Annotated in this window: 18 protein-coding genes and 1 riboswitch; of the genes, 5 read left to right on the plus strand and 13 right to left on the minus strand. The window is 51.2% G+C overall.

The window, feature by feature from the left end; all coding sequences use genetic code 11:
• Window positions 1-118: 118 nt before the first annotated feature.
• Both murI and btuB read right to left on the minus strand, forming a co-directional pair.
• On the minus strand, window positions 119-985 hold the full coding sequence (gene murI, locus EDF88_RS23000) for a glutamate racemase (protein WP_134187617.1): 867 nt from the start codon (window positions 983-985) through the stop codon (window positions 119-121).
• Window positions 930-2798: a TonB-dependent vitamin B12 receptor BtuB gene (gene btuB / locus EDF88_RS23005; protein WP_134187619.1), complete on the minus strand. Its 1869-nt coding sequence runs from the start codon at window positions 2796-2798 to the stop codon at window positions 930-932. The genes murI and btuB overlap by 56 nt, the downstream gene beginning before the upstream one ends.
• Window positions 2799-2865: 67 nt before the next feature.
• Window positions 2866-3057, minus strand: a riboswitch (cobalamin riboswitch).
• A 109-nt stretch (window positions 3058-3166) separates the two neighbouring features.
• Between btuB and trmA the strand changes: the two genes are divergently transcribed.
• The gene (gene trmA, locus EDF88_RS23010) at window positions 3167-4267 is read left to right on the plus strand and encodes a tRNA (uridine(54)-C5)-methyltransferase TrmA (RefSeq protein ID WP_064515118.1); all 1101 of its coding nucleotides are present in this window, start codon (window positions 3167-3169) and stop codon (window positions 4265-4267) included.
• A 45-nt stretch (window positions 4268-4312) separates the two neighbouring features.
• Here the strand turns inward: trmA and EDF88_RS23015 are convergent, their stop codons facing one another.
• Both EDF88_RS23015 and fabR read right to left on the minus strand, forming a co-directional pair.
• Window positions 4313-4669 (minus strand): YijD family membrane protein, encoded by a 357-nt coding sequence (locus EDF88_RS23015; protein ID WP_064515116.1) that lies wholly within the window; start codon window positions 4667-4669, stop codon window positions 4313-4315.
• A 14-nt stretch (window positions 4670-4683) separates the two neighbouring features.
• On the minus strand, window positions 4684-5328 hold the full coding sequence (fabR, locus tag EDF88_RS23020) for an HTH-type transcriptional repressor FabR (RefSeq protein WP_115631628.1): 645 nt from the start codon (window positions 5326-5328) through the stop codon (window positions 4684-4686).
• Between the two features lie 192 nt (window positions 5329-5520).
• Here fabR and sthA point away from each other — a divergent pair, with 192 nt between their 5' ends.
• Entirely contained in the window at window positions 5521-6921 is a 1401-nt protein-coding gene (gene sthA / locus EDF88_RS23025; protein WP_034461384.1) for a Si-specific NAD(P)(+) transhydrogenase, read from the plus strand.
• Here the strand turns inward: sthA and oxyR are convergent.
• The 5 genes from oxyR to argC form a co-directional block, all read right to left on the minus strand.
• On the minus strand, window positions 6895-7821 hold the full coding sequence (gene oxyR / locus EDF88_RS23030) for a DNA-binding transcriptional regulator OxyR (RefSeq protein ID WP_064515114.1): 927 nt from the start codon (window positions 7819-7821) through the stop codon (window positions 6895-6897). The two genes, sthA and oxyR, sit on opposite strands and share 27 nt — an antisense overlap.
• Window positions 7822-8090: 269 nt before the next feature.
• A complete protein-coding gene (gene argH, locus EDF88_RS23035) occupies window positions 8091-9464 on the minus strand; it encodes an argininosuccinate lyase (protein WP_134187621.1) in 1374 nt (457 codons plus the stop codon).
• Between the two features lie 216 nt (window positions 9465-9680).
• Window positions 9681-10898, minus strand: coding sequence for an argininosuccinate synthase (locus EDF88_RS23040; protein WP_064515111.1), 1218 nt, complete (start codon window positions 10896-10898; stop codon window positions 9681-9683).
• A 30-nt stretch (window positions 10899-10928) separates the two neighbouring features.
• Window positions 10929-11705: an acetylglutamate kinase gene (gene argB / locus EDF88_RS23045; RefSeq protein ID WP_134187623.1), complete on the minus strand. Its 777-nt coding sequence runs from the start codon at window positions 11703-11705 to the stop codon at window positions 10929-10931.
• Window positions 11706-11720: 15 nt separating this feature from the next.
• Window positions 11721-12725, minus strand: a complete 1005-nt coding sequence (gene argC, locus EDF88_RS23050; RefSeq protein WP_134187625.1) for an N-acetyl-gamma-glutamyl-phosphate reductase — start codon at window positions 12723-12725, stop codon at window positions 11721-11723.
• 184 nt (window positions 12726-12909) lie between these two features.
• Between argC and argE the strand changes: the two genes are divergently transcribed.
• Window positions 12910-14061 carry an acetylornithine deacetylase gene (gene argE, locus EDF88_RS23055; RefSeq protein WP_134187627.1) on the plus strand — a complete coding sequence of 384 codons (1152 nt, stop codon included), beginning with the start codon at window positions 12910-12912 and terminating at the stop codon, window positions 14059-14061.
• Between the two features lie 240 nt (window positions 14062-14301).
• On the plus strand, window positions 14302-16953 hold the full coding sequence (gene ppc / locus EDF88_RS23060) for a phosphoenolpyruvate carboxylase (protein WP_134187629.1): 2652 nt from the start codon (window positions 14302-14304) through the stop codon (window positions 16951-16953).
• Window positions 16954-17005: 52 nt separating this feature from the next.
• On the opposite strand, the gene katG is transcribed toward ppc, so the two are convergent.
• The 4 genes from katG to metB all read right to left on the minus strand — a co-directional run bounded on the left by katG (window position 17006) and on the right by metB (window position 24145).
• Window positions 17006-19186: a catalase/peroxidase HPI gene (gene katG / locus EDF88_RS23065; protein WP_134187631.1), complete on the minus strand. Its 2181-nt coding sequence runs from the start codon at window positions 19184-19186 to the stop codon at window positions 17006-17008.
• A gap of 244 nt (window positions 19187-19430) precedes the next feature.
• The gene (gene metF / locus EDF88_RS23070) at window positions 19431-20321 is read right to left on the minus strand and encodes a methylenetetrahydrofolate reductase (protein ID WP_134187633.1); all 891 of its coding nucleotides are present in this window, start codon (window positions 20319-20321) and stop codon (window positions 19431-19433) included.
• Between the two features lie 228 nt (window positions 20322-20549).
• Window positions 20550-22982, minus strand: a complete 2433-nt coding sequence (locus EDF88_RS23075) for a bifunctional aspartate kinase/homoserine dehydrogenase II (protein WP_134187635.1) — start codon at window positions 22980-22982, stop codon at window positions 20550-20552.
• Window positions 22983-22984: 2 nt separating this feature from the next.
• A complete protein-coding gene (metB, locus tag EDF88_RS23080) occupies window positions 22985-24145 on the minus strand; it encodes a cystathionine gamma-synthase (RefSeq protein WP_134187637.1) in 1161 nt (386 codons plus the stop codon).
• A gap of 263 nt (window positions 24146-24408) precedes the next feature.
• Between metB and metJ the strand changes: the two genes are divergently transcribed.
• Window positions 24409-24726: a met regulon transcriptional regulator MetJ gene (metJ, locus tag EDF88_RS23085; protein ID WP_034461414.1), complete on the plus strand. Its 318-nt coding sequence runs from the start codon at window positions 24409-24411 to the stop codon at window positions 24724-24726.
• Window positions 24727-24772 lie beyond the last annotated feature (46 nt).

The following is a 24772-nucleotide window of genomic DNA, read 5'->3' on the forward strand; positions in this document are numbered from 1 at the left end:
TCGTCTGGCTGACAAGCCGGTTTGTAAGCCGTTGTGCCGTGTCAGTGGAGGCGCAGTATAGGGATTTTCTGGAAGCTGACAACCCCTATTTTCAATTTTTATTTCAACCGTCGATTTTTTATTCGAAATCGCTACAAACAGCCAGTTTTTCAAGCCTTAGGAAGCCATAACGCTGCAAAACGGGTGCTAATTGTGCAATCTCAGGCGTAAGCCCCATACAGAACGCAATGTTCTCATCAGAAGATAATGCTTTCGGAGATTCATGCTCTAAAAGCCATACGGTACGGCGAGCAATCGCAGCACCTGAATCAATCAGCCTGGTGCCTTCCGGCAGGACTTGCAGTAACTCTTCTTCTAATAGAGGGAAATGAGTGCAGCCTAATACAACTGTATCAGGTGGCTCTTTCATTCTTAGCCATGGACGAAGGATCTTACGCAGTTCTTCAAGGTCGACAGCGTACCCGTGTAATTTGGCCTCTGCTAACTCCACCAGCTCTGCCGAACCGAGCATTTCGATTTTGCATTCTGACGCAAAGCGCGCAACCAGCTCGTGAGTATAAGGACGGCGAACCGTACCGCGCGTTGCAAGCAAACCGACAACACCGTTAGTCGTCAGACGCGCAGCAGGTTTAATAGCAGGGACAACGCCGACGACGGGGAAAGCGAATTTTTCACGTAGCGCAGGAAGCGAAACGGTACTCGCCGTATTACAGGCGATAATGGCGAGCGCGAGTGGGTAACGTTCCTGAACCGCAGTAACAATTTCAACTACGCGCTCAACAATGAACTCTTCGCTTTTCTCACCGTAGGGAAATGCCACGTTATCGAAGGCATATATATAGTGCAGGTCAGGCAAAAGCTGCCGGACTTCGTCATACACAGAAAGCCCACCGACACCGGAATCGAAAACCAGTACGGTGGGACGTGTATTAGAAGGTATAGCTGCCAGTGAGGTAGTATTCCCGTCCTGGGGTTTGATAGCCATAAACCGTCTCGTAATCTTTATCGAACAGGTTGGCAATTCTACCACGAACGGTTAGCTGTGAGGTGACAGGATATGATGCGGAAACATCAACAGTGCTGTAACTCGGCAAAACCTGCTGAGTCGGGCTGTACGAAGAAGTATTGTTGTCGTAGCGTTTGCCGTAGTACTGCCACGCAACATCCATATCGACATTAAACATACTCCAGTCGAGCTGATACTTCGCCTGACGTTTGGCGCGACGAGCCAACACCTCATCAGTCTGGTCATCACGCGGGTCCATATACTGAAGCGTCACTTTATGGGTAAAGATGCCGGTATCAACGCTGCCCGTCCATTCCAGCCCTTTGATGGTCGCGGACTTGATGTTGTCGTAATTCCCTTCGAAAGATCCCGGGGCAGAATAGTAGGTAATGAGGTTTTCTATCTGGTAATGATAAGCCGACAAGCGCCAATCTACTGGCCCTGTCAATCCTTCAAGTCCGGCTTCCCATTGTTTAGACTCTTCTGGCTTCAGGTTTGGATTTGAGTCGATACCAAAACGTGTCGAACCAAACTGCTGCCCAAGCGATGGCGCGAGGAACCCGGTACCATAAGAGACCGTCGCACGATAACCTTCAACAAATTCCCAGCCAGCGGCCGTCTGCCATGTGCCGTGCCAGCCAAATTGTTCGTCATTATCTTCACGACCAGAGGCTTCCAGCGTCACATCACCAAACTGCTGCTGACCGCTGAGGTAAGCACCCGTGTTATCGCGCTTATAGGTATCAGACATCGCAGTGTCTGAAGACGTCAAGCGCTGCTGCTGCCAATCAACGCCTGCACTGACTGAGCCATTTCCTACAACAAAGTTATTACCCCACTGAATGTTACGCTGGGTCATATTGTCGAGAGTGGTACCGTCGTTATAGCGGCCATTCACGCTGCTATAGTTGTAGTCTTTTACTTTTTGATAGCTAGCCAACAACTGGGAAGAGTAAAGGCCAGAATGGAAGCGCATGCCCGCATCGAATGTCTGGTTGTAAAGTTGCTCTTCATCGCCACCACCGGCATACCCATACGACCCCTGGTCGTAATCAGTATTGTTGGTATAACCGTAACCACGGAAGAAACCATCAAACTCGTCACTGAACTTATGCTCAAGCCCACCCCAGAAAGATTTGCTGCGATAGCCATCACGATCGCTATCGCCGCTATAAGGTGAGTCCGGCAAGACGTTGAAGCCTTTGGTCGTTTCATACGAACCAGCCACCGTCGCCACGGTGTCGCCAAAGCGATGACGCAAAGTACCGTCGTATTGCTGATAGCCGTTCGAGCCTACACCCGCATTGATTTGCGATTTATCTTCATCGGTTTGCGTGATGATATTCACCACACCGCCAATTGCGCCCGATCCATAAACAGCTGAGCGAGGGCCGCGAATGTATTCGACGCGTTGCACCAATGAAAGGGGGATTTGATTGATATCAGCAGTGTTAGAGATTCCTGGACGAGCGATAGGAATACCATCTACCAGCACTAACACATGGCTTGCATTGGTTCCGCGAATAAACATAGAAGAACCTTGCCCAATACCGCCGTACTGCGCGATATCCACGCCAGGCAAACGACGCATCACATCGTTAAGCGATTTTGCCTGCCATTGGTCAATATCTTCCCGGGTAACAACATCAGTCGGAGCCAACACCGTATTAACCGGTTGCTGAAAACGATTTGCCGTCACCACCAGGTTTTCTTCAGAATTGCTGTCTTGCGCCCAGCCAGAAAAAGCCGTTACGGACAACGCCGTAAGCAGCGAAAGTTTTTTTAACTTCATTTATATAAGCATCCGCTTTTAAATCAAGGATGCCGCAGACATAACCGATAGCACGCGATAGTTATGACAAATTGCGACGTATACCGGCAGGTCTTCGGGCTTGGATGTGTTTTATTTACGGATGATGACTTCCCACTTTATTAAGCAGTGTCTGCACATGGCGTTCATCCCACTATTCCTTACCGCTGCGCGTCAGCCCCAGAATTGCACTGGGTTCCCTTTTAACTCATGTAAAAAGGCCGGAAACGCTATGCTACGATTTTGTTAATAAGCTTGTCTATAAGCATCAAAATGCAACAGCGCTGGACATCACGAGCCTAATCCCTACAATCGCCGCGTAGTTTGACTTTATTAACAGGTAGCCGCTTATGACTCCAGAACATCTCCCGATAGAACTTTACGACGCGCAACTGGCCGAAAAAGTCGCCCGATTGCAAAGCATGATGGCCCCTTTTGCAGCTCCCGCGCCGGAGGTGTTCCGTTCGCCAGTCAGCCATTACCGGATGCGCGCTGAATTCCGCATCTGGCACGATGAAGACGACCTGTACCACATCATGTTTGACCAGGAAACTAAGCAACGTATTCGGGTCAATAGTTTCCCGGCAGCAAGTGAACTTATCAACGCACTAATGCCAGCAATGCTCGATGGTGTGCGCGATATTCCCGCCCTGCGTTTTAAGCTTTTCCAGATTGATTATCTGACTACCATGAGCAATCAGGCTGTGGTTTCGTTGCTTTATCATCGCAAGTTGGGTGAAGAGTGGCAGCAACACGCTGAAGCATTGCGCGATAATCTGCGTGCTCAGGGTTTCAACGTTCATTTAATTGGACGCGCGACCAAAACCAAGATCGAACTGGATCAGGATTTTATTGATGAGCGTTTAACCGTTGCCGGTAAAGAGATGATTTATCGCCAGGTTGAGAACAGCTTCACTCAGCCAAACGCGGCAATGAATGTTCATATGCTGGAATGGGCACTGGATGCAACTCAGGGTTCCAGGGGCGACCTGCTGGAATTGTACTGTGGTAACGGTAACTTCTCGCTGGCGCTAGCACGTAACTTTAACCGTGTACTGGCGACTGAAATCGCCAAGCCGTCTGTCGCTTCCGCGCAATACAACATTGCAGCGAATGAAATCGACAACGTGCAGATTATCCGCATGTCAGCAGAAGAGTTTACTCAGGCGATGAATGGCGTGCGTGAATTCAGGCGTCTGGAAGGGATCGACTTGAAAAGCTATCAGTGCGAAACCATTTTCGTCGATCCACCTCGCAGCGGTCTGGATGCAGACACGGTGAAGATGGTGCAGGCATACCCACGTATTCTCTATATTTCCTGCAACCCGCAGACCCTATGCGAGAATCTGGAAGTATTAAGCGAAACCCATAATGTTTCGCGCCTGGCGCTCTTCGACCAGTTCCCGTATACGCATCATATGGAATGCGGCGTGTGGCTGACACGCAAATAGCAAAACGGACGCCTCGGCGTCCGTTATTATTTCTGGCTAAGAATACTATTCAGTTACCTGCGCTTTACGGGCGCGAACTTTGAAACCAATCCAGAACAGCAATGCAACTGAAAGCACCGCAGGCAAGAAGTTAGAACCAATCACCGGATACTCAGCCCGCACAACTGCGCTATATAACAAGACACCTAGCACAAAGCACGCCGCAGCAATACTTGGCAGGCCAACTGGCATCGTGCGGTTCAGGTAGCGTTGATGCAAACAGTACACCGTCAGCACCAGCGTGATCATCGGGAAAATGGAAAACGGCACAACCGAGCTAAATAGCGCGGCAAACGTGCCGTTAATTGCCAGGCCTGCAATAAACGCCAGCCCGAGCGTACCTCTCTCTTGTAACTGTTTCATTGCTCTTCCTTTACTCACTCTTCAGATATTTGAGCTAATGCCACTTTTTCTTGCTCCCGGCGATACCAGTAGTACGCACCTTTTGAAATCATGCGCAACTGGAGTACCAGGCGCTCTTCAAGCTGACGACGCTGATCGGCATCAACGTCCAGCGCTTCGGCACCAGCACTAAAGACAATCGTAACCATCGCTTCTGCCTGCGCTTCAGTAAAACTACGCGGCATGCGATTTTCGAGTTCAAGATAGTCAGCAAGTTCCGCAATAAAGTGCTGAATTTCACGGGCGACAGCGGCACGAAATGCGGCAGATGTTCCAGAACGCTCACGTAACAACAAACGAAATGCGTTGGGATTATTACCGATAAATTCCATAAATGTTGAGACAGAAGTACGAATTACGCTCCCGCCTTTGGCAATTCGCTGGCGAGCCTGGCGCATTAACTGGCGCAGCATCAGGCCGCTTTCATCAACCATCGTTAAACCCAGTTCGTCAACATCACGAAAGTGGCGATAAAACGATGTTGGCGCTATACCAGCCTCACGGGCGACTTCGCGCAAACTCAGGCTGGCAAAACTTCGTTCAGCACTTAACTGGCTAAACGCGGCTTCGACCAGAGAACGCCTGGTTCTTTCTTTTTGTTGCGCTCTTACACCCATCATATTGCCTGAATCTCTTAATCGAACTCGCACTATACCAGAGAATAACTTAACTGGTTTTATACAGGATTGTGAATGATTGTTTACGCGAGCCGCTTCGCGTAACGCAGCAAAAAGCACAAGGATAATTGGGTTATCCCGCTGTTGATGTTACCATTGTGTTGCTTTTATGTATAAGAACAGGTAAGCCTTACCATGTCACACACCTACGATTATGACGCAATAGTAATTGGTTCCGGTCCTGGCGGCGAAGGTGCCGCAATGGGGCTGGTGAAACTCGGAGCAAGGGTAGCCGTTGTTGAGCGCTACCATAACGTGGGTGGCGGTTGCACTCACTGGGGAACCATCCCCTCAAAAGCGCTGCGCCACGCAGTCAGCCGCATTATCGAATTTAACCAAAACCCTTTATACAGCGACCACACACATCTCCTCCGTTCATCCTTCGCCGATATTCTTAATCACGCTGATAGCGTCATTAACCAACAAACTCGCATGCGCCAGAGCTTTTATGAGCGTAATCGCTGCGAGATGTTGCAGGGCGACGCACGCTTTGTAGATGCACATACTATCTCGCTGGAATGTCACGATGGCTCGGTGGAGATGATCACCGCCGAGAAGTTCATTATTGCTTGCGGCTCGCGCCCTTATCGTCCGCCAGAAGTCGATTTCAGCCATCCGCGGGTGTACGACAGCGATTCCATTCTTAACCTCCACCATGAACCACGCCACGTCATTATTTATGGTGCAGGGGTGATTGGTTGCGAGTATGCGTCGATCTTCCGTGGCATGAACGTCAAGGTTGATTTGATTAATACCCGCGATCGCCTGTTGGCGTTTCTCGATCAGGAGATGTCCGACTCGCTCTCTTACCACTTCTGGAATAGCGGCGTCGTTATTCGCCACAACGAAGAGTTTGAGAATATCGAAGGCGTGGAAGATGGCGTCATTGTGTCGTTAAAGTCTGGCAAAAAAGTGAAAGCTGACTGCCTGCTTTATGCGAACGGGCGCACGGGTAATACCGATTCGCTGTCACTGGAAAATGTTGGGCTGGAAGCAGATGGCCGTGGTCTGTTGAAGGTCAACAGCATGTACCAGACTGCACAACCGCATATTTATGCCGTTGGCGATGTGATTGGTTACCCGAGCCTGGCATCTGCGGCTTACGATCAGGGCAGAATCGCGGCCCAAGCTCTGGTTAAAGGCGAAGCAACGGCGCATCTGATTGAAGATATTCCGACAGGTATTTATACCATTCCGGAAATCAGCTCCGTCGGGAAAACCGAGCAGCAGTTAACGTCGATGAAAGTGCCGTATGAAGTGGGCCGGGCGCAGTTCAAGCACCTTGCGCGCGCGCAAATCGTTGGCATGAACGTAGGCACGCTAAAAATTCTCTTCCATCGTGAGACGAAAGAGATTTTAGGGATCCACTGCTTTGGTGAGCGTGCGGCCGAAATTATTCACATCGGCCAGGCAATTATGGAGCAGAAAGGGGGTGGTAACACGATTGAGTACTTTGTTAACACCACCTTTAACTACCCGACCATGGCGGAAGCCTATCGAGTAGCGGCTTTAAACGGCTTGAACCGCTTGTTTTAACTCTGGCTCAAAATGGCCATCCATATGCGTGCGGATGGCCTCAGCGAGTTGCTCATAGCGACCACGCAGTGGAGAACCCGGACGATAAACCAGACCGATAGTACGACGCGGCTCTGGTTTATAACATGGCAGGTAAACCACACCGTCCCGGCAGCGCTCGTTTGGAACTGCCAGCGCAGGTAACAATGTTATCCCACTTCCGGCTGCCACCATGTTACGCAGCGTTTCAAGGCTGGTTGCACGGAAATGCGTGTCTTCTTCCGCTCCCGCTTGAAAACAGAAACCTAATGCCTGATCGCGCAGGCAGTGCCCGTCTTCCAGCATCAACAGCTTTTCACCTGCAAGATCCGATAATGGAACGCGATCACGGTCCGCCCACGGGTGGTCCTGGTAAATCGCCAGCATCATTGGCTCATCAAACAACGGCACTTCAATAAAGGCTTCACTCTCTTTCACCAAAGCGAGAATCGCACAGTCGAGTTTTCCGCTATCAAGCTGCGCTAACAACTGATGGGTCTGCGCCTCGTGCAGGTACATTTCTAGTTTCGGGAAAGTTTTATGCAGCATCGGGATAATCTGCGGCAGCAGATAAGGCCCAACGGTTGGGATCAAACCGATGTGCAGCGGCCCGGACATTGCCTCGCCCTGCTGACTCGCCATCTCTTTAAGGACTTTTACTTCTCGCAGCACAGTGCGAGCCTGGTCCACCAGCAACAAACCCGCCTGAGTGAACAACACTTTACGGCTAGTGCGTTCAAGCAACATCACGCCGAGTTCATCTTCAAGTTTACGAATCTGACCGCTAAGCGTTGGCTGACTGACATGGCAGGCATCCGCTGCCCGACGAAAGTGACGATGCTCAGCCAGCGCCACCAGGTATTCTAGATCACGAATATTCATTCTCTATCCTCCGTCGCCATGATAGCCCATGGCGATAGAAATCATAGCAACGAACGATTATCCCTATCAACCATTGATAATGAATAATAGTCATCAACAGCACAAACCATCCATGACCCGGTTGTGCCGTAGGGGGAAACCCCTTGTTCTCCGAACAAAAACTGAAGCCAACGTGAATTATTTAGCGGACATTATGTCCGCTCTTTTTTTATCCGCTAAAAACAAAAAAGCCCGGCACAAGGCCAGGCTCATTTTATGTGGCAAAGCTTCTACACCAGACGTTGCTTCGCGTCCGCAATCGCTCGCGCTACCTGCTGAGGAGACACGCCGCCTTTGGCTGCACGTTTATCCAGGCAAGACTGCAAAGAGAGGATCGGGTAAACATCATCACCGATTGTGGCACTGAATTTCTGCAAATCAGCAAGCGGCAATGCTTCCAGCGCTTTACCCTGGCGAATCGCTTCGACTACCGCTTCACCCACAATATGGTGCGCTTCACGGAACGGTACGCCTTTCGCTACCAGGTAATCAGCCAGTTCAGTTGCGTTGGCATAACCCTGCTCGGCAGCTTCTTTGCAGCGCGGGCGTTTAACCTGAATACCATCCAGCACCAGCACGGACATATGCAAACAATCCATCCAGGTATCGAGCGCGTCGAACAGACCTTCTTTGTCTTCCTGCATATCTTTGTTATACGCCAGCGGCAGTCCTTTCAGGGTCATCATCATGCCCGTCAATGCCCCCTGCACACGGCCACATTTACCACGGATAAGCTCCAGCGCATCCGGGTTTTTCTTTTGTGGCATCAGGGAAGAGCCAGAGGTCACGCGGTCAGACAGCTCAACAAACCCGGCTTCACCGGTGTTGAAGAAAATCAGATCTTCTGCGAAACGGGACAGGTGAACCATGCCGATAGAGGCATCAGAAAGCAGTTCCAGCACGTGGTCACGATCGGAGACGCTATCCAGGCTGTTGCGCGTTGCGGATGCAAAACCTAACCAGCCCGCCAGTTGCTCGCGGTCGATTTCATAGGCTGTACCAGCCAGTGCGCCGCTACCCAGCGGGCTAACGTCGAGGCGCTCAAGGGTACTTTGCAAACGGCTTTCATCACGCGCCAGCATTTCAACATAAGCCAGGCACCAGTGAGCAAACGTCACCGGCTGCGCACGTTGCAGGTGCGTGTAACCCGGCATCACTGCATCCTGGTTATTTTCAGCGGTTTCAACCAGCGCATGTTGCAGTTGGCGAGTCGCACCCAACAATTCACTGATTTGCATTTTGCACCACAGTTTAAGATCGGTAGCAACCTGGTCATTACGGCTACGGCCAGTGTGGAGTTTTTTACCCAACGCACCGACTTTGTCAATGAGTTTGCCTTCCACCCAGCTGTGAATATCTTCCGCATCGCTCTCAAGGATCGCCTGCGGATTGGCATGCACTTCTTCCAGCAGGAAATTCAATGCCTGCTCAAGTTCGACCTGCTCAGCAACAGTCAGAACACCCACGGTAACCAGCGCTTTGGACCAGGCGACAGAACCCACAATGTCTTGCTCCGCCAGTCGGTAATCAAAGCGTAATGAGTCATTGAACGATTTGAACCGCTGATCTGCTGCCTGAGTAAAACGTCCACCCCAAAGTGCCATAGTGATGCTCCATTGATTAAATGATTCGACTACCGTCAGGCGTTATCGTCGAAGGCAGTTTGGACACGGCCAGCGCGCAGGAACCGGAGCGTACATGAAGTACGTGAGGATTATGCGCTTCGCTTACCCCTTCGGGGCCGACCTTTGGTCGTTCAAAACACAGAGTGTTTTGTCCAAGCACTGCCCGGGTTCAAAATGACAAGTAAGATAGCCTGATTACTTCTTAAGTTCGTTTAAAGCACGAATACGTGATGACAAAGAGAACAGACGGATAAAGCCGCCCGCGTGGCTGTGGTCATACACTTCGTCTTCGCCGAACGTTGCGAACTCTTCACTATAAAGGCTGTTCGGTGATTTTTTCTGCTTCGCAGTGACATGGCCTTTATACAGCTCAATAATCACTTCACCGTTCACTTCTTCTGCCAGCGATTCCGCAGATGCCTGCAGAGATTTACGCAGTGGTGCGAACCAACGGCCGTCATAAACTACGTAGGACATTTCCAGGCCCAGTTGTTCACGCCATTTGAAGCTATCGCGATCCAGAACCAGCTGCTCAACGCCACGCAGTGCAGCCATCATAATGGTGCCCCCTGGAGTTTCGTAGCAGCCACGGGATTTAATCCCTACCAGACGGTTTTCGACGATATCAATACGACCGATGCCGTGCTTAGAACCAATCTTGTTCAACGTTTCCAGGCACTGGAACGGCGTCATCGCTTCGCCGTTAACGGCAACGACTTTGCCTTTCTTAACCGTAACGGTAACTTCTTCAGCCTGATCTGGTGCTTCTTTAGGATCAACAGTCCAGACCCAGCAATCTTTGTTCGGTGCATTCCACGGGCTTTCCAGCACGCCGCCTTCGGTAGAGATGTGCCATGCGTTTTCGTCACGGCTGTAGATTTTCTCAAGAGAAGCGGTAGTCGGGATGTCACGCTCTTTCAGGTAATCAAGCAGTGCTTCACGGGAACGCAGGTTCCACTCACGCCATGGCGCAACCACTTTCAGATGTGGTGCCAGTGCCGCCCATGCGGATTCGAAACGTACCTGGTCGTTACCTTTACCGGTCGCACCGTGGCACAGCGCATCTGCGCCCACTTTATTTGCCACATCAACCAGCGCTTTAGCGATAAGCGGACGCGCCATAGAAGTACCCAGCAAATAGGTGCCTTCGTACAGTGCGCCGGTCTGCAATACCGGATAAACGTAATCACTGATGAACTCTTCACGCGCATCGACGACGTAGCACTCAGTTGCACCGGAGCGCAGTGCTTTTTGCTCAACGCCTTTCAGGTCTTCACGGTCCTGGCCGATATCCACCACACATGCGACCACTTCACAGCCGCCGTAGTTTTCCTTCAGCCATGGAATAATGGCTGAAGTATCAAGGCCGCCAGAGTATGCGAGAACGATTTTTTTGATGCCGTGATTTTGCATTGTCTTATCCTTCAAAAACTTATTTTAAAATTAAGCTAAGATCCGGGTGCCAATGGCTACACCGTTAAATAATGATGGTAACTGCTCCGCGTGACGCCAGGATGCGATATCCACCGGGCGACCCAGCGTGCGTGCTGCATCCAGCGCCGCGTTAACTTTCACTATCATGCCGTCGGTAATAATGCCCTGAGCGATTAACTGCTCAGCTTTCGCCGCCGTCATTTCTGCAATACGTTGCCCTTTGCCATCCAGAATGCCGCTGACATCTGACAGCAGAATCAAATCCGCACCAAGCGTTGCGGCCAAAGCGGTCGCCGCCTGGTCAGCATTCACGTTCATCAACTCACCTTCAGCAGTGACGCCAATAGAGCTGACAATCGGCAGGAAACCAGAATCTAAAAGCGTGGTAATCAGCTTAGCCGAACCCGGTTTTGCAAGCCCTACATGGCCCAGTTCTTCATCCAGTTTTGTGACCGTCACACTGCCGCCATCACCGAGACAAAGACCCACACCATTGATGCCATGCTTTTTCGCCCACGCCAACAAGGTTTTATTCGCCGTCCCAGCAAGCGCACCAGTAATGATGTCAATCTGGTCAGCAGGCGTGACACGCAGGCCGTTTTTCTTTGTCACTGGCAACGAGAGCTTTTTCATCAACTCGTCCACCAGGCAACCGCCACCGTGCACAATCACCAACGGACGTTGGTGGGATTCGCGATAGTTCACCAGCGCCGTAAATAGGCGCTCGAGCGCTTCTTCGCTATCGAGCAGTACGCCGCCTAATTTGATAATTAATGGATTCATCATGTCACCCGGCATCAATTAAATAAGAGACTGCGTTTCGGCAAAGCCAAAACGAATATTCAGGCATTGCACAGCCTGAGCTGATGCGCCTTTCAGAAGATTGTCTTCCGTGGCGACGACAATCAGATGCTCACCCTGCACCGCAAAACCGATATCGCAGAATGGCAGCCCAACCACATTTTTCAGTGCCGGCACACCTTTGTCATACAGGCGCACTAACGGTTTATTCTGGTACGCCTGATTAAAAACATCGGCGATTTGTTGCTGCGTCACACCGGCGTTCAGACGGCAGGTGATGGTTTCCAGAATCCCACGCGGGAAATTGCCCAGGTGAGGTGTGAAAATCACCGGAGTACCAAGATGCGTCGAAATTTCTGGATGATGGCGATGGTTAAAAATGCCATACGGTTGCAGGCTCACTTCGCAGAAGCTGTTGGAAATCGCGGCCTTACGCCCTGCACCACTGACCCCGCTGGTTGCGTTAATCACTGGCCATTGCGTCAAATCCAGCAACCCGGCATCAATCAGCGGTTTTAACGCCAGTTGCGCCGCCGTCGGGTAGCAACCTGGGACTGAGATCAAACTGGTTTCTTTCAGTTTGTCGCTCTGCCATTCAGCAAGGCCATACACCGCCTGCTCCAGTAGTTCCGGATGTTGATGGCTAAAACCGTAATAGCGCTGATAGAACTCAGCATCGTTAACGCGGAATGCACCAGAAAGGTCGATAACAACACAGCCTTTTGCCAGGAATTGTGGCGCCAGATCGTGACTCACTTCGTGGGCCGTGGCGAGGAACACCACATCGACGCCGTCAGTAAATTCGCTGATATCCGACATCGCCTGTAACGGCATGTCGACAATACCTTTTAATTGCGGATGCAATTCAGATATCAATTTTCCTGCGTCATTACTTTGCGCTGAAACCGTCAAAGCGGTTATGTTCATATGAGGATGGCGATTCAAATAGTTCACAAGCTCTGCGCCTGCATAACCGCTGGCACCAACAATCAGCGTATTCAACATCTCGGCTGTACACCTTCTTAGGTTATGTCTGCTAAAGGTGTCAGCTGGTAAGCCATCACCCAACGTGCAATTACGTGGTTAAATCCACCGGAACCTGGGGTTCCCTTACGGCAGTTAATATTGTATTTTTATTCAATATAAATGCATGATTATGTATACCAACCCGAGCTAAGGCCTGTCAACAGTGAAGATGAAATTACCTCCTTTTATCGAGATTTACCGCGCGTTGATCGCGACTCCTTCCATCAGCGCCACCGACAGCGCGTTGGATCAGAGCAATGAGTCTTTAATCAATTTATTGGCTGGATGGTTCCGCGACCTGGGCTTCAATGTTGAAGTACAATCGGTTCCTGGTACGCGCAATAAATTCAATATGCTGGCGAGTACCGGAAACGGTGCCGGTGGCTTACTGCTGGCAGGGCATACCGATACGGTGCCGTTTGATGATGGCCGCTGGACACGCGACCCGTTCACGCTGACTGAGCACGAAAACAAGCTATACGGTCTCGGCACTGCCGACATGAAAGGCTTCTTTGCCTTTATTCTTGATTCATTGCGCGATGTGGATGTGACGCAGCTTAAAAAGCCACTCTATATTCTGGCGACAGCTGATGAAGAAACGACGATGACGGGCGCTCGCTATTTCTCTGAGACCACCCATATTCGCCCGGACTGCGCAATCATTGGCGAACCGACGTCATTGCAGCCCGTCCGTGCGCATAAAGGCCATATCTCTAATGCGATTCGGATTCTTGGCCAGTCCGGTCACTCCAGCGATCCTGCTCGCGGTGTGAATGCAATCGAACTGATGCACGATGCTATCGGCCACATCATGTCGCTGAAGAACACCCTGAAAGAGCGTTATCACCATGATGCCTTCACCGTGCCGTATCCAACGCTAAACCTCGGTCATATCAGCGGTGGCGATGCCGCCAACCGTATTTGTGCTTGTTGTGAATTGCATATGGATATTCGCCCGCTGCCGGGTCTTACGTTAAACGACCTGAACGGTTTGCTTAACGAAGCACTGGAGCCGGTTAGCCAGAAATGGCCTGGCCGCCTGACGATTTCTGAGCTTCACCCGCCGATTCCGGGCTATGAATGCGCCAAAGACCACCAGTTAGTACAAGTCGTTGAGAAACTGCTGGGTGCGCAAACCGAAGTCGTGAACTACTGCACCGAAGCGCCATTTATTCAGACGCTTTGCCCAACGCTGGTTCTTGGCCCGGGTTCTATTAACCAGGCGCATCAGCCAGACGAATACATCGAAACTCGGTTTATTGAGCCTACGCGCAAACTTATTAGCCAGGTTATTCATCATTTTTGTTGGCATTAAAAATAGCGATTCAGGGGGTTTTGCCCCCTTTTTACGCTGCTTTTTAGCGGATCCTCATAAGAAACGCTTATCCACGAAGTTAGTAATTAAATTTCATGAATTAGCGCAATTTATTCGTTTGCTGAAACGATTTCGTAGCAATTGACGAATGAGGACTTACGTGGCTTTATAAAGACGGTGTTGAACCTTCACGGGTGAAATTAAATTACATATCAGATTGGATAGGGTGTCTGGGGTCATATGAACGAACAGTATTCCGCTTTGCGAAGTAATGTCAGTATGCTCGGCAAGTTGCTCGGGGATACCATCAAGGATGCGTTAGGTGAAAACATTCTTGACCGCGTAGAAACAATCCGCAAATTGTCAAAGTCTTCACGGGCTGGCAATGAGGCAAACCGCCAGGAGCTGCTAACCACGTTACAGAACCTGTCTAACGATGAACTACTCCCTGTAGCCCGTGCATTCAGCCAATTCTTGAATCTGGCCAACACCGCCGAGCAATATCACAGCATTTCAGCCAATGGCGAAGCCGCCAGCAATCCCGAAGTTATCGCTAAGACACTCCAAAAATTAAAAAATCAGCCGGACCTTAGTGAAGCTGCCATTCGTGATGCTGTTGAGTCTCTGTCACTGGAATTAGTTCTGACCGCACACCCAACCGAAATCACCCGTCGCACCCTGATTCACAAACTGGTTGAAGTAAATAGCTGCCTCAAGCAACTCGACCACAGCGACATCGCCGATTACGAACGTAACCAGATTATGCGCCGTCTGCGCCAACTGGTCGCTCAGGCATGGCACACCGATGAAATCCGTAAGCACCGCCCTTCCCCTGTAGATGAAGCAAAATGGGGCTTTGCGGTAGTAGAAAACAGCCTGTGGGAAGGAGTTCCAAACTACCTGCGTGAGCTGAACGAGCAACTCGAAGACAACCTGAATTACAAACTGCCTGTCGATTTTGTTCCGGTACGTTTCACTTCATGGATGGGCGGCGACCGCGACGGCAACCCGAACGTGACTGCTGATATTACCCGTCACGTTCTGCTGCTAAGCCGCTGGAAAGCAACCGACCTGTTCTTGCGCGATATTCAGGTACTGATTTCCGAACTCTCGATGGTGGAATGCACGCCAGAGCTGAGTGAACTGGCCGGCCCAGACGCTGCACAAGAACCGTATCGCTGCATCATGAAAGGCATTCGTCAGCAATTACTGGCGACACAAGCCTGGCTGGAAGCTCGCCTGAAAGGCCAGCGCCTGCCAAAACCTGAAGGTTTGTTAACCCAAAACGAACAGCTTTGGGATCCGCTCTACGCGTGTTACCAGTCGCTGCAAGCGTGCGGAATGGGCATTATCGCCAACGGTCAGTTGCTTGATACCCTGCGCCGCGTGAAAAGCTTCGGCGTGCCATTAGTGCGCATTGATGTGCGCCAGGAAAGTACTCGTCATACCGAAGCACTCGGCGAAATGACGCGTTACCTGGGCATTGGCGATTACGAAAGCTGGTCTGAAGCCGACAAACAAGCATTCCTTATCCGCGAACTGAATTCCAAGCGCCCTCTGCTGCCACGCCAGTGGGAGCCGAGCGATGACACCCGCGAAGTGCTGGAAACCTGCAAAGTGGTTGCCGAAGCACCGCGTGGTTCTATCGCCGCGTATGTTATCTCCATGGCGAAAACACCTTCTGACGTGCTGGCCGTTCATTTGCTACTCAAAGAAGCTGGCTGCACTTTCGCTTTGCCGGTTGCGCCGCTTTTTGAAACCCTCGATGACCTGAACAACGCCGACGACGTCATGACTCAGTTACTGAACATCGACTGGTATCGCGGCTTTATTCAGGGCAAACAGATGGTCATGATTGGCTATTCTGACTCTGCGAAAGATGCAGGCGTGATGGCGGCATCCTGGGCGCAATACCAGGCTCAGGACGCACTGATCAAAACCTGCGAGAAAGCCGGAATCACCCTGACGCTGTTCCACGGACGTGGTGGTTCTATCGGCCGTGGCGGTGCGCCTGCGCACGCAGCTCTGCTTTCTCAACCGCCGGGCAGCCTGAAAGGTGGCCTGCGTGTGACCGAGCAAGGCGAGATGATTCGCTTTAAATACGGTCTGCCGGAAATCACCATCAGCAGCCTGTCGCTCTACACCAGCGCGATTCTGGAAGCCAACCTGTTGCCACCGCCAGAGCCGAAAAAAGAGTGGAAACATATCATGGAGGATCTGTCAGTGACCTCGTGTGATATGTATCGTGGATATATCCGCGAAAACGAAGACTTCGTGCCGTACTTCCGTTCGGCAACGCCTGAGCTGGAACTGGGTAAATTGCCGCTGGGTTCACGCCCGGCGAAACGTAAACCTAACGGTGGTGTTGAGTCTCTGCGTGCTATCCCATGGATCTTCGCCTGGACGCAAAACCGCCTGATGTTGCCAGCCTGGCTGGGTGCCGGTGCTGCGCTACAAAAAGTGGTCGAAGATGGCAAACAAGACGTGCTGGAAACCATGTGCCGCGACTGGCCATTCTTCTCGACTCGCCTTGGTATGCTGGAAATGGTGTTTGCAAAAGCTGACCTGTGGCTTGCGGAATATTACGATCAGCGCCTGGTGAAACCAGAGCTGTGGGCACTTGGTAAACAACTGCGCGACCAACTGGAAGCCGACATCAAAGTGGTACTGGATATCGCCAACGATTCGCACCTGATGGCTGACCTGCCATGGATTGCCGAGTCCATCCAGCTGCGTAACATCTACACCGACCCATTGAACGTATTGCAGGCTGAATTGCTGCATCGCTCACGTCAGTTGGAAGATAAAGGTGAAGAGCCAAATGCGCAGGTAGAACAAGCATTGATGGTGACGATTGCAGGTGTTGCAGCAGGTATGCGTAACACTGGTTAAGCCTCATAAAAAAATCCCCGCATCAGCGGGGATTTTTACGTCTGATACCGCCTTACTTCAGGTCAAAGCGATCCAGATTCATCACTTTCACCCAGGCGGCAACGAAGTCCTTCACAAATTTCTCTTTCACATCACCGCTGGCATAAACTTCCGCCAGTGCGCGCAGAACAGAGTTAGACCCGAAGACCAGATCCGCGCGGCTTGCCAGATGTTTCACTTCACCCGTTTGACGGTCACGGCCTTCAAACAGTTCTGAAGAGTCATCAGTCGCCTTCCATTCCGTGCCCATATCCAACAGATTGATAAAGAAATCGTTACTGAGCACACCTAAACGCTCGGTGAATACGCCATGCTTGCCGCCATCAAAGTTCGCACCCAGCACACGCATACCACCAACCAAAACGGTGAGTTCAGGTGCAGTCAGCGTAAGTTGCTGTGCTTTATCAATCAGCAGGGATTCTGTTGTCGCCGCATCCACACGAGCACGGTAGTTACGGAACCCATCGGCTGTAGGCTCCATAAGGTTGAACATCTCGATATCTGTCTGATCCTGGCTGGCATCCACACGCCCAGGAATAAACGGCACGCGAACGCTGATACCAGCCGCTTCCGCCGCCTGTTCAACACCCACAACACCCGCCAGCACGATGATATCGGCCAGTGACGCTTTACCAGACGCTTTCTGAATTGCTTCTAACGCAGGCAATGCACGCGCCGCTAAAGCATTCACATCCCAGTTGCGCTGAGGTGCCAGTGCCAGGCGTGCGCCATTGGCTCCGCCACGTTTATCGCCGCCACGGAAAGTCGACGCCGACGCCCAGGCTACAGAAATCAATTCACTGACAGAAAGGCCAGAATGGGCAATTTCTGCTTTCAGGTGATCGATATCAGCAGGCGTTGGGCTGAATGTCGCTTTAGGCAACGGGTCCTGCCAAATCAGTTCTTCTTTTGGCACTTCCGGGCCGATGTAACGCGCAATTGGCCCCATATCGCGGTGGGTCAATTTGAACCATGCACGGGCAAAAGCTTCATTGAAAGCTTGTGGATCATTGAGGAAGCGACGGGAAATTTTTTCGAATTCCGGATCGAAACGCAGCGTCAGGTCGGTGACCAACATTGTCGGTTTACGTTTTTTCGATGGATCAAACGGATCAGGAATAATTTCAGGCGCATCGGCCGCTTCAAACTGAATTGCACCAGCAGGGCTACGTGTCTGGACCCATTCGAATTTGAACAAGTTCTCGAAGAAGTAGTTACTCCACTGGGTTGGTGTTTGTGACCAGACAACTTCCAGGCCAGATGTAATTGCATCTGCACCGGCACCACTGCCGTAGCTGGTCGTCCAACCTAAGCCTTGCGCTTCAATCGGTGCAGCTTCCGGGTCAACACCCACATGGGTTGCTTCTGCTGCACCGTGAGTTTTGCCCAACGTATGACCGCCAGCGATAAGCGCTACAGTCTCTTCGTCGTTCATCCCCATATTGCCGAAAGTAGCACGAATGGCAGCAGCGGCAGAGAGTGGTTCACCGCTGGCGTTTGGCCCTTCGGGGTTAACATAAATCAGCCCCATCTCGGTCGCGGCTAATGGGCGTTTAGCAAGTGCCTCCGGGTCGCGATGTTCCAACCAGGCTTTTTCATTACCCCAGTTCACATCCAGATCTGGCTCCCAAACATCTTCACGCCCGGCACCAAAACCAAAGGTGCGGAAGCCGGAGTTTTCCAGCGCGACGTTCCCCGCCAGTATAAACAGGTCGGCCCAGGATATTTTCTGGCCATATTTCTGTTTGATAGGCCACAGCAGGCGGCGAGCTTTATCAAGGCTTACGTTATCTGGCCAGGAGTTAAGTGGAGCAAAGCGTTGCTGACCACGACCTGCGCCACCACGTCCGTCCAGGGAACGGTAAGTGCCGGCACCATGCCAGGCCATACGAATAAATAGCCCGGCATAGCTGCCCCAATCGGCAGGCCACCACGGCTGGGAATCAGTTAGTAATGCTTTTAGGTCGCCTTTCAGCGCGGAATAATCGAGTTTGCTGAATTCTTTGCGGTAATCAAAATCTTCGCCGAGGGGGTTAGAGCGGTTTGAGTGCTGATTGAGGAGATCAACACGGAGTTGTTTCGGCCACCAGTCCCGCGTGCTTGTTCCGGCTCCTGCACTCACATCATGACTGCCCTGATGAAACGGGCACTTCCCTGCTGACAACGTATTATGATCGTTTTCGTTTGTGCTCATCTTCCTGCTCCCTTCATTATTTTAATACCAGGATATACAGCTCTGCAGATAAGTTATAGATGAAAAAAACTACAGATTTGATAGTTATTTCCTGCTGGCTAATGAGCAACATAGCAAAAGTCTTTCGAAGAAACGTCGACAGCAACATAAACTTTCAAAACTTAACATTACAAATGAAATGGGTATTGTGAGGGGGAGTGGATCCAGAGGTCAAAGTCATGGCCCTTGCGGGCCATTATCAGAATTAAACTGCCGGGCGAACACCCAGAGTGTGGCAAATCGCGTAGCTCATTTCGGCACGGTTAAGCGTGTAGAAATGGAAGTCTTTCACACCTTCACGGCTGAGGATTTTCACCATATCCATCGCAATATTGGCGCCGACCATTTTGCGAGTTTCTGCATCGTTATCCAGCCCTTCAAACATTTGTGCCATCCAGTGCGGAACACGCACGTTGGTCATGGTCGCAAACTTATGCGCCTGTTTGTAGTTACTCACTGGCAAAATGCCTGGCACGATTTCGACATCGATACCCGCAGCGGCGCAACGGTCACGGAAGCGCAGGTAACTTTCCACATCGAAGAAGAACTGTGTGATTGCACGGTTTGCACCAGCGTCAATCTTGCGCTTCAGGTTAATCAAATCAGCCTGTGCACTTTTCGCTTCCGGGTGAACTTCCGGGTAAGCCGCAACGGAAATATCAAAGTCACCGACATCTTTAAGCAGTGTGACCAAGTCAGAAGCATACATATCTGGTTTGCCACCACCGGGAGGTAAATCACCGCGCAGAGCGACGATATGACGGATACCGCTATTCCAGTAATCCTGCGCAATAGTACGCAACTCGTCGGGAGTGGCATCAATACAAGTCAGATGCGGTGCAGCTTCCAGACCTGTACGGTCTTTAATACCTTTGATGATGCTATGGGTACGGTCACGCTCACCGGAGTTTGCGCCGTAAGTTACGGAGACAAATTTAGGTTTCAGGCTACTCAGTCGATCAATTGAGCTCCACAGGGTCTGTTCCATTTCACTGGTGCGCGGCGGGAAAAACTCAAAGGAAACGTTAATTTGCCCGGCGACTTCGGCCAGACTCTGATTTAGTGCTTCCCGCTGGTTGGCGTGAAAAAAGCTCATACCCTTACCTCATTAATCGCATTTTATTATGTGATGTTGTGTTTTGTTGCTATCCAGACGTTTAGACGTCCAGATAGCAAGATGAAGGAAAAGCATGATTCCGTCAACTGAAAATTCAACACAAGAAATGAGGAATTCTCACCCAAATTGAATTTTCCTCATGTTCGATTGAAAAGAATAAAAAAAGGCCAGCAATCGCTGGCCTCAGTATTTTTGTGTTTCAGCGAGTTATAGCAATTGCGCCAGACGATTGAGATCCGACTGAATAGCACCGGCTGTGACATCACGCCCGGCACCAGGCCCACGAATAACCAGCGGGTTATCGCGATACCAACGGCTTTCGATAGCAAACACGTTGTCGCACGGTAGCAGCGAAGCCAGTGGATGCTCAGTGCGCACAGCTTCCACACCGACACGCGCTTTACCATTCGCATCGAAACGCGCGACATAACGCAGAACCAATCCCATTTCCTGAGCCGCTTCAAAACGCTGAAGCATTTGGTCATTCAACTCATCACCATTTTCAAAGAAATGGTCAATTGAGCCAGTCTCACTGCCGTTTGTAACCAGCGACTCAACACGAACCTGATCCGGCTCGATGTCGTAACCTGCTTCGCGAGCCAGGATCACTAGCTTGCGCATCACGTCTTTCCCGGAGAGATCGACGCGCGGATCGGGTTCTGTTAGCCCTTGCTGCCAGGCCTGGTCCACCAGCTCGGTAAATGGCACCGTGCCATCGAATTGCAGGAACAGCCATGAAAGCGTACCGGAGAAAATACCGCTGATAGCCAGAATGGAGTCGCCGCTTTCGCGTAAATCACGAACGGTATGGTTTACCGGCAAACCAGCGCCCACGGTGGCGTTATACAGCCAGTGGCGGCCCGTCTTGGTAAAAGCGTTACGAATTTCACGGTACTTCTGGCTATTACTGGCGCCCGCAAGTTTATTGGCGCTGATAACGTGGAAACCGTGGCTGGCAAAATCGAGGTATTGATCGGCCAGTTGTTCACTCGCAGTCACATCCAGAACCACCAAATCATCATAAGGATGCGCACGCATCCATTGGAATAGTGATTCTTCATCCTGTTCTACCGCTTCGTCGTTGAAGAAAGCGAGAGCACGGCTGGCATCCAGACCTTCATAATTTAGCAAGCTGCGGCTGCTATCTACTACACCTGAAAGCACGAATTCAAAACCGGTTCGTGCAGAGATAGTTTCTTGCTCGCGGGCAAACAGCTCCAGCCAGCGTGAACCAATGTTCCCTTTGCCGAACAGAACCAGACCAATACGTTTTTCAGCACGGAACAGTGACTTATGCAGACCCTTAATGAGGTTTTCTGTTGGGCCAACACGTAGTACCGCAACCAGGCTGATACCATCTTCGGACTGCCAGATAAACTCAACAGGCTGATCTTTCAATTGCTGCCAGAAACGATGGCTGTGTAGTGGGTTACGGCAAACGCCCGCACCAACCATTGCCACCAGAGCTAAGCCTTCACGCAGACGTAATTCGCCCGGAAGAGCTGCTTCCTGAAGAGTTTGTAGTGCGCTGCCAGCAACTTCTGAGGTGTAGCAAAGCTGAAGCAGGTTACGGTCAGGATGAACGCCAATCGACAACGGGCGAATCTGAGCGCGGTTTAGCAGGGTATCTAGTTCTTTGTGCGCCAGCTTGAAATCTTGCTGTGGAGCAACCTGAAGTTCGATCAGGCAAACATCATCGTGGCTGGTAACGATTCGCGCACCAGTACCAGAAGCCAACACTCGTTCGATACGAGTTGACCCTTGTTCTGGTGAATAGCTACAACGCAGTTGCAGATCGATATCGCTACCAGAAACAGGCTGCAAAGTACGAGCGTGCAGCACTGGGGCGGCAAGACGGGCCAGTTCACTGGCTTCATCCAGACGCAGCAGCGGCAGCAAGCAAGCATCTTTCACTTTACGCGGGTCAGCACTGTAAACCCCGGCAACGTCACTCCAGATGGTCACGCGGGAAACCCCAGCCAGTGCACCAATTTGAGTTGCGGAATAGTCAGAACCGTTACGGCCCAGCAGAACCGTTTCGCCCGCGTCGTTACGGCAGATAAAACCGGTAACCACGAGGCGTTTGTTCGGATGCTGCGCCATAAGCTCTTGTAGCAGCGGCCAGGATAAACCTTCATTAACTTGTGGCTGAGCTGCACGCTCTGCACGCATAAATTCGCGTGCATCCAACCATGCAGCCGGGTGACCTAACTGATTCAGCACCGCAGACATGAGGCGTGCAGACCAAATTTCACCATGGCCTACAACTTCGGAATACACTGCGTCGGTCATTTTGCCATCCAGCAAACCCGCCAGACGCTCAAGATCGTGAATAAATTGACCGATTAAAGTATCAGCAACATCAGGTGCAACAAGGCCACTAATCAGCTCGCTCTGATAACGGCGCAGTGCTTGCTGAACCTGATGGGCAGAAAGGCGATCGCTTTGGCTTAATTTTAACCAGTTAATCAACTGATTAGTGGTACTACCCGCTGCGGAAACAACCATCATGTCGCCAGGTTTTGAATACTCGGCCATGATCCCCGCAACGCGTAGATAGCACTTCACATCTGCCAGACTACTGCCACCAAATTTATGCAGCTGACGACCCGACGCCCCTGCTGGTGCTGAAACACTCATGCTTACCCCTCGGCTGCAACCCGGAACGCATTTTCCAGGTCAGCAATTAAATCTTCGCTATCTTCAATGCCAGTCGAAATACGCAACAAGGTTTCAGAGATCCCCGCTGCAGCACGCGCTTCTGGCGCCATGCCCGCGTGGGTCATCGTCGCCGCGTGTGAAATCAAACTTTCTACTCCACCCAGCGATTCCGCCAGCGTGAAGAGAGTCAGGCTACTCAGGAATCGACGCAGCGTTTGCTCGTCGCCGTTAAATTCAAAACTTAGCATCGCGCCAAAACCTTTTTGCTGACGAGCAGCAATTTCATGGCCCTGGTTTTCAGGCAGCGAAGGATGATACAGCTTTTTCACCAGCGGTTGAGTTTGCAGGAAATCAACAATCGCCTGCGCGTTGCGTTGCGCCACTTCCATACGTGGTGAAAGCGTGCGCAAACCGCGCAATAGCAAATAACTATCGAAAGCACCGCCAGTCACGCCAATGTTATTTGCCCACCAGGCAAGCTCAGTGACAGTTTCGGCATCTTTCGCAATCACTACGCCCGCAACAACATCTGAGTGACCATTCAAATATTTGGTACATGAGTGCAGAACCAAATCCGCACCCAATGCCAATGGGTTTTGCAAAGCCGGGCTCAAGAAGGTGTTATCCACCACACTGATTGCCCCAACTTCACGCGCGGCGGCGCAGATTTTCGCAATATCTACCACTCGTAACAAGGGATTACTTGGGCTTTCGACCAGCACGAGTTTTGGTTTTTCGTTAAGTGCCGCAGTTAAAGCCGCTTCATCTCCTTGATCGACAAACAAAACGCGATAGGCGCCGCGTTTTGCCAGGCTATCAAACAAACGGTAGCTGCCACCGTAACAGTCATGCGGAGCCACTAACAGGTCGCCAGGCTTAAGGTAAACGGTGGTTACCAGATGGATTGCCGACATACCGGTATTCGTCAGCACAGCGCCAGCTCCGCCTTCCAGCTCTGCCAGTGCGCGCTGAACAACATCACGCGTAGGATTGCCACGACGCGAATAGTCATGCGCGCGCGGTTCGTTAAACCCGGTGAAATTATAAGTACTGGAGAGATGGATTGGCGGTACAACGCAGCCGTATTGCTCGTCATCGTTCAAACCGCTACGTACTGCGATAGTTGCCTGTTTGCGCGTCATGGCTCTCGAATCCTTGCTGGTCGAATAAAGGTCAGGCACCAGAGTAAACACTGCCGAGTTAGACGTCAATACATCTGGACATCTAAACTTCTTTGCGTATAGATTGAGCAAACACGCAATAGCCGTTAAAATTATACGCTTTAGGGTGATAGCGTCGCAGACCGCGAATCAATAAACGCTTACACTACGACCAGATAATCGCTTCTGCCGCGCATATTACCGGTGGAAGCCTAAATACATTGATTAAGAGGATTAAGTATCTCATGGCTGAATGGAGCGGCGAATATATCAGCCCTTACGCTGAGCACGGGAAGAAGAGTGAGCAAGTAAAGAAAATTACGGTGTCCATTCCTCTGAAGGTGTTAAAAATCCTCACCGATGAGCGTACCCGTCGCCAGGTGAATAACCTGCGTCACGCAACAAACAGTGAGCTCCTGTGCGAAGCATTCCTGCATGCGTTTACCGGCCAACCACTGCCAAATGATGCAGATCTGCGCAAAGAGCGTAGTGATGAGATTCCTGAAGCGGCGAAGGTGATTATGCGCGAGTTAGGGATTGATCCAGAGACGTGGGAATACTAGCTCTAACCGTTATCCTTCAAGTTGCTGCGGCGTTGGCTGCACTCAA

It is taken from the genome of Buttiauxella sp. BIGb0552 (genome assembly GCF_004366275.1).
In the GTDB taxonomy this organism is placed as follows: Bacteria; Pseudomonadota; Gammaproteobacteria; order Enterobacterales; family Enterobacteriaceae; genus Buttiauxella; species Buttiauxella gaviniae.

Excerpts from the sequence above, each read along its gene's own strand:
- fabR (WP_115631628.1), bottom strand. The coding sequence starts at position 5,328 with ATGATGGGTGTAAGAGCGCAACAAAAAGAAAGAACCAGGCGTTCTCTG.
- EDF88_RS23015 (WP_064515116.1), bottom strand. The coding sequence starts at position 4,669 with ATGAAACAGTTACAAGAGAGAGGTACGCTCGGGCTGGCGTTTATTGCA.
- ppc (WP_134187629.1), top strand. The coding sequence starts at position 14,302 with ATGAACGAACAGTATTCCGCTTTGCGAAGTAATGTCAGTATGCTCGGC.
- argH (WP_134187621.1), bottom strand. The coding sequence starts at position 9,464 with ATGGCACTTTGGGGTGGACGTTTTACTCAGGCAGCAGATCAGCGGTTC.
- metF (WP_134187633.1), bottom strand. The coding sequence starts at position 20,321 with ATGAGCTTTTTTCACGCCAACCAGCGGGAAGCACTAAATCAGAGTCTG.
- oxyR (WP_064515114.1), bottom strand. The coding sequence starts at position 7,821 with ATGAATATTCGTGATCTAGAATACCTGGTGGCGCTGGCTGAGCATCGT.
- murI (WP_134187617.1), bottom strand. The coding sequence starts at position 985 with ATGGCTATCAAACCCCAGGACGGGAATACTACCTCACTGGCAGCTATA.
- sthA (WP_034461384.1), top strand. The coding sequence starts at position 5,521 with ATGTCACACACCTACGATTATGACGCAATAGTAATTGGTTCCGGTCCT.
- EDF88_RS23075 (WP_134187635.1), bottom strand. The coding sequence starts at position 22,982 with ATGAGTGTTTCAGCACCAGCAGGGGCGTCGGGTCGTCAGCTGCATAAA.
- btuB (WP_134187619.1), bottom strand. The coding sequence starts at position 2,798 with ATGAAGTTAAAAAAACTTTCGCTGCTTACGGCGTTGTCCGTAACGGCT.
- metJ (WP_034461414.1), top strand. The coding sequence starts at position 24,409 with ATGGCTGAATGGAGCGGCGAATATATCAGCCCTTACGCTGAGCACGGG.
- metB (WP_134187637.1), bottom strand. The coding sequence starts at position 24,145 with ATGACGCGCAAACAGGCAACTATCGCAGTACGTAGCGGTTTGAACGAT.
- argB (WP_134187623.1), bottom strand. The coding sequence starts at position 11,705 with ATGATGAATCCATTAATTATCAAATTAGGCGGCGTACTGCTCGATAGC.
- EDF88_RS23040 (WP_064515111.1), bottom strand. The coding sequence starts at position 10,898 with ATGCAAAATCACGGCATCAAAAAAATCGTTCTCGCATACTCTGGCGGC.
- argC (WP_134187625.1), bottom strand. The coding sequence starts at position 12,725 with ATGTTGAATACGCTGATTGTTGGTGCCAGCGGTTATGCAGGCGCAGAG.
- trmA (WP_064515118.1), top strand. The coding sequence starts at position 3,167 with ATGACTCCAGAACATCTCCCGATAGAACTTTACGACGCGCAACTGGCC.
- katG (WP_134187631.1), bottom strand. The coding sequence starts at position 19,186 with ATGAGCACAAACGAAAACGATCATAATACGTTGTCAGCAGGGAAGTGC.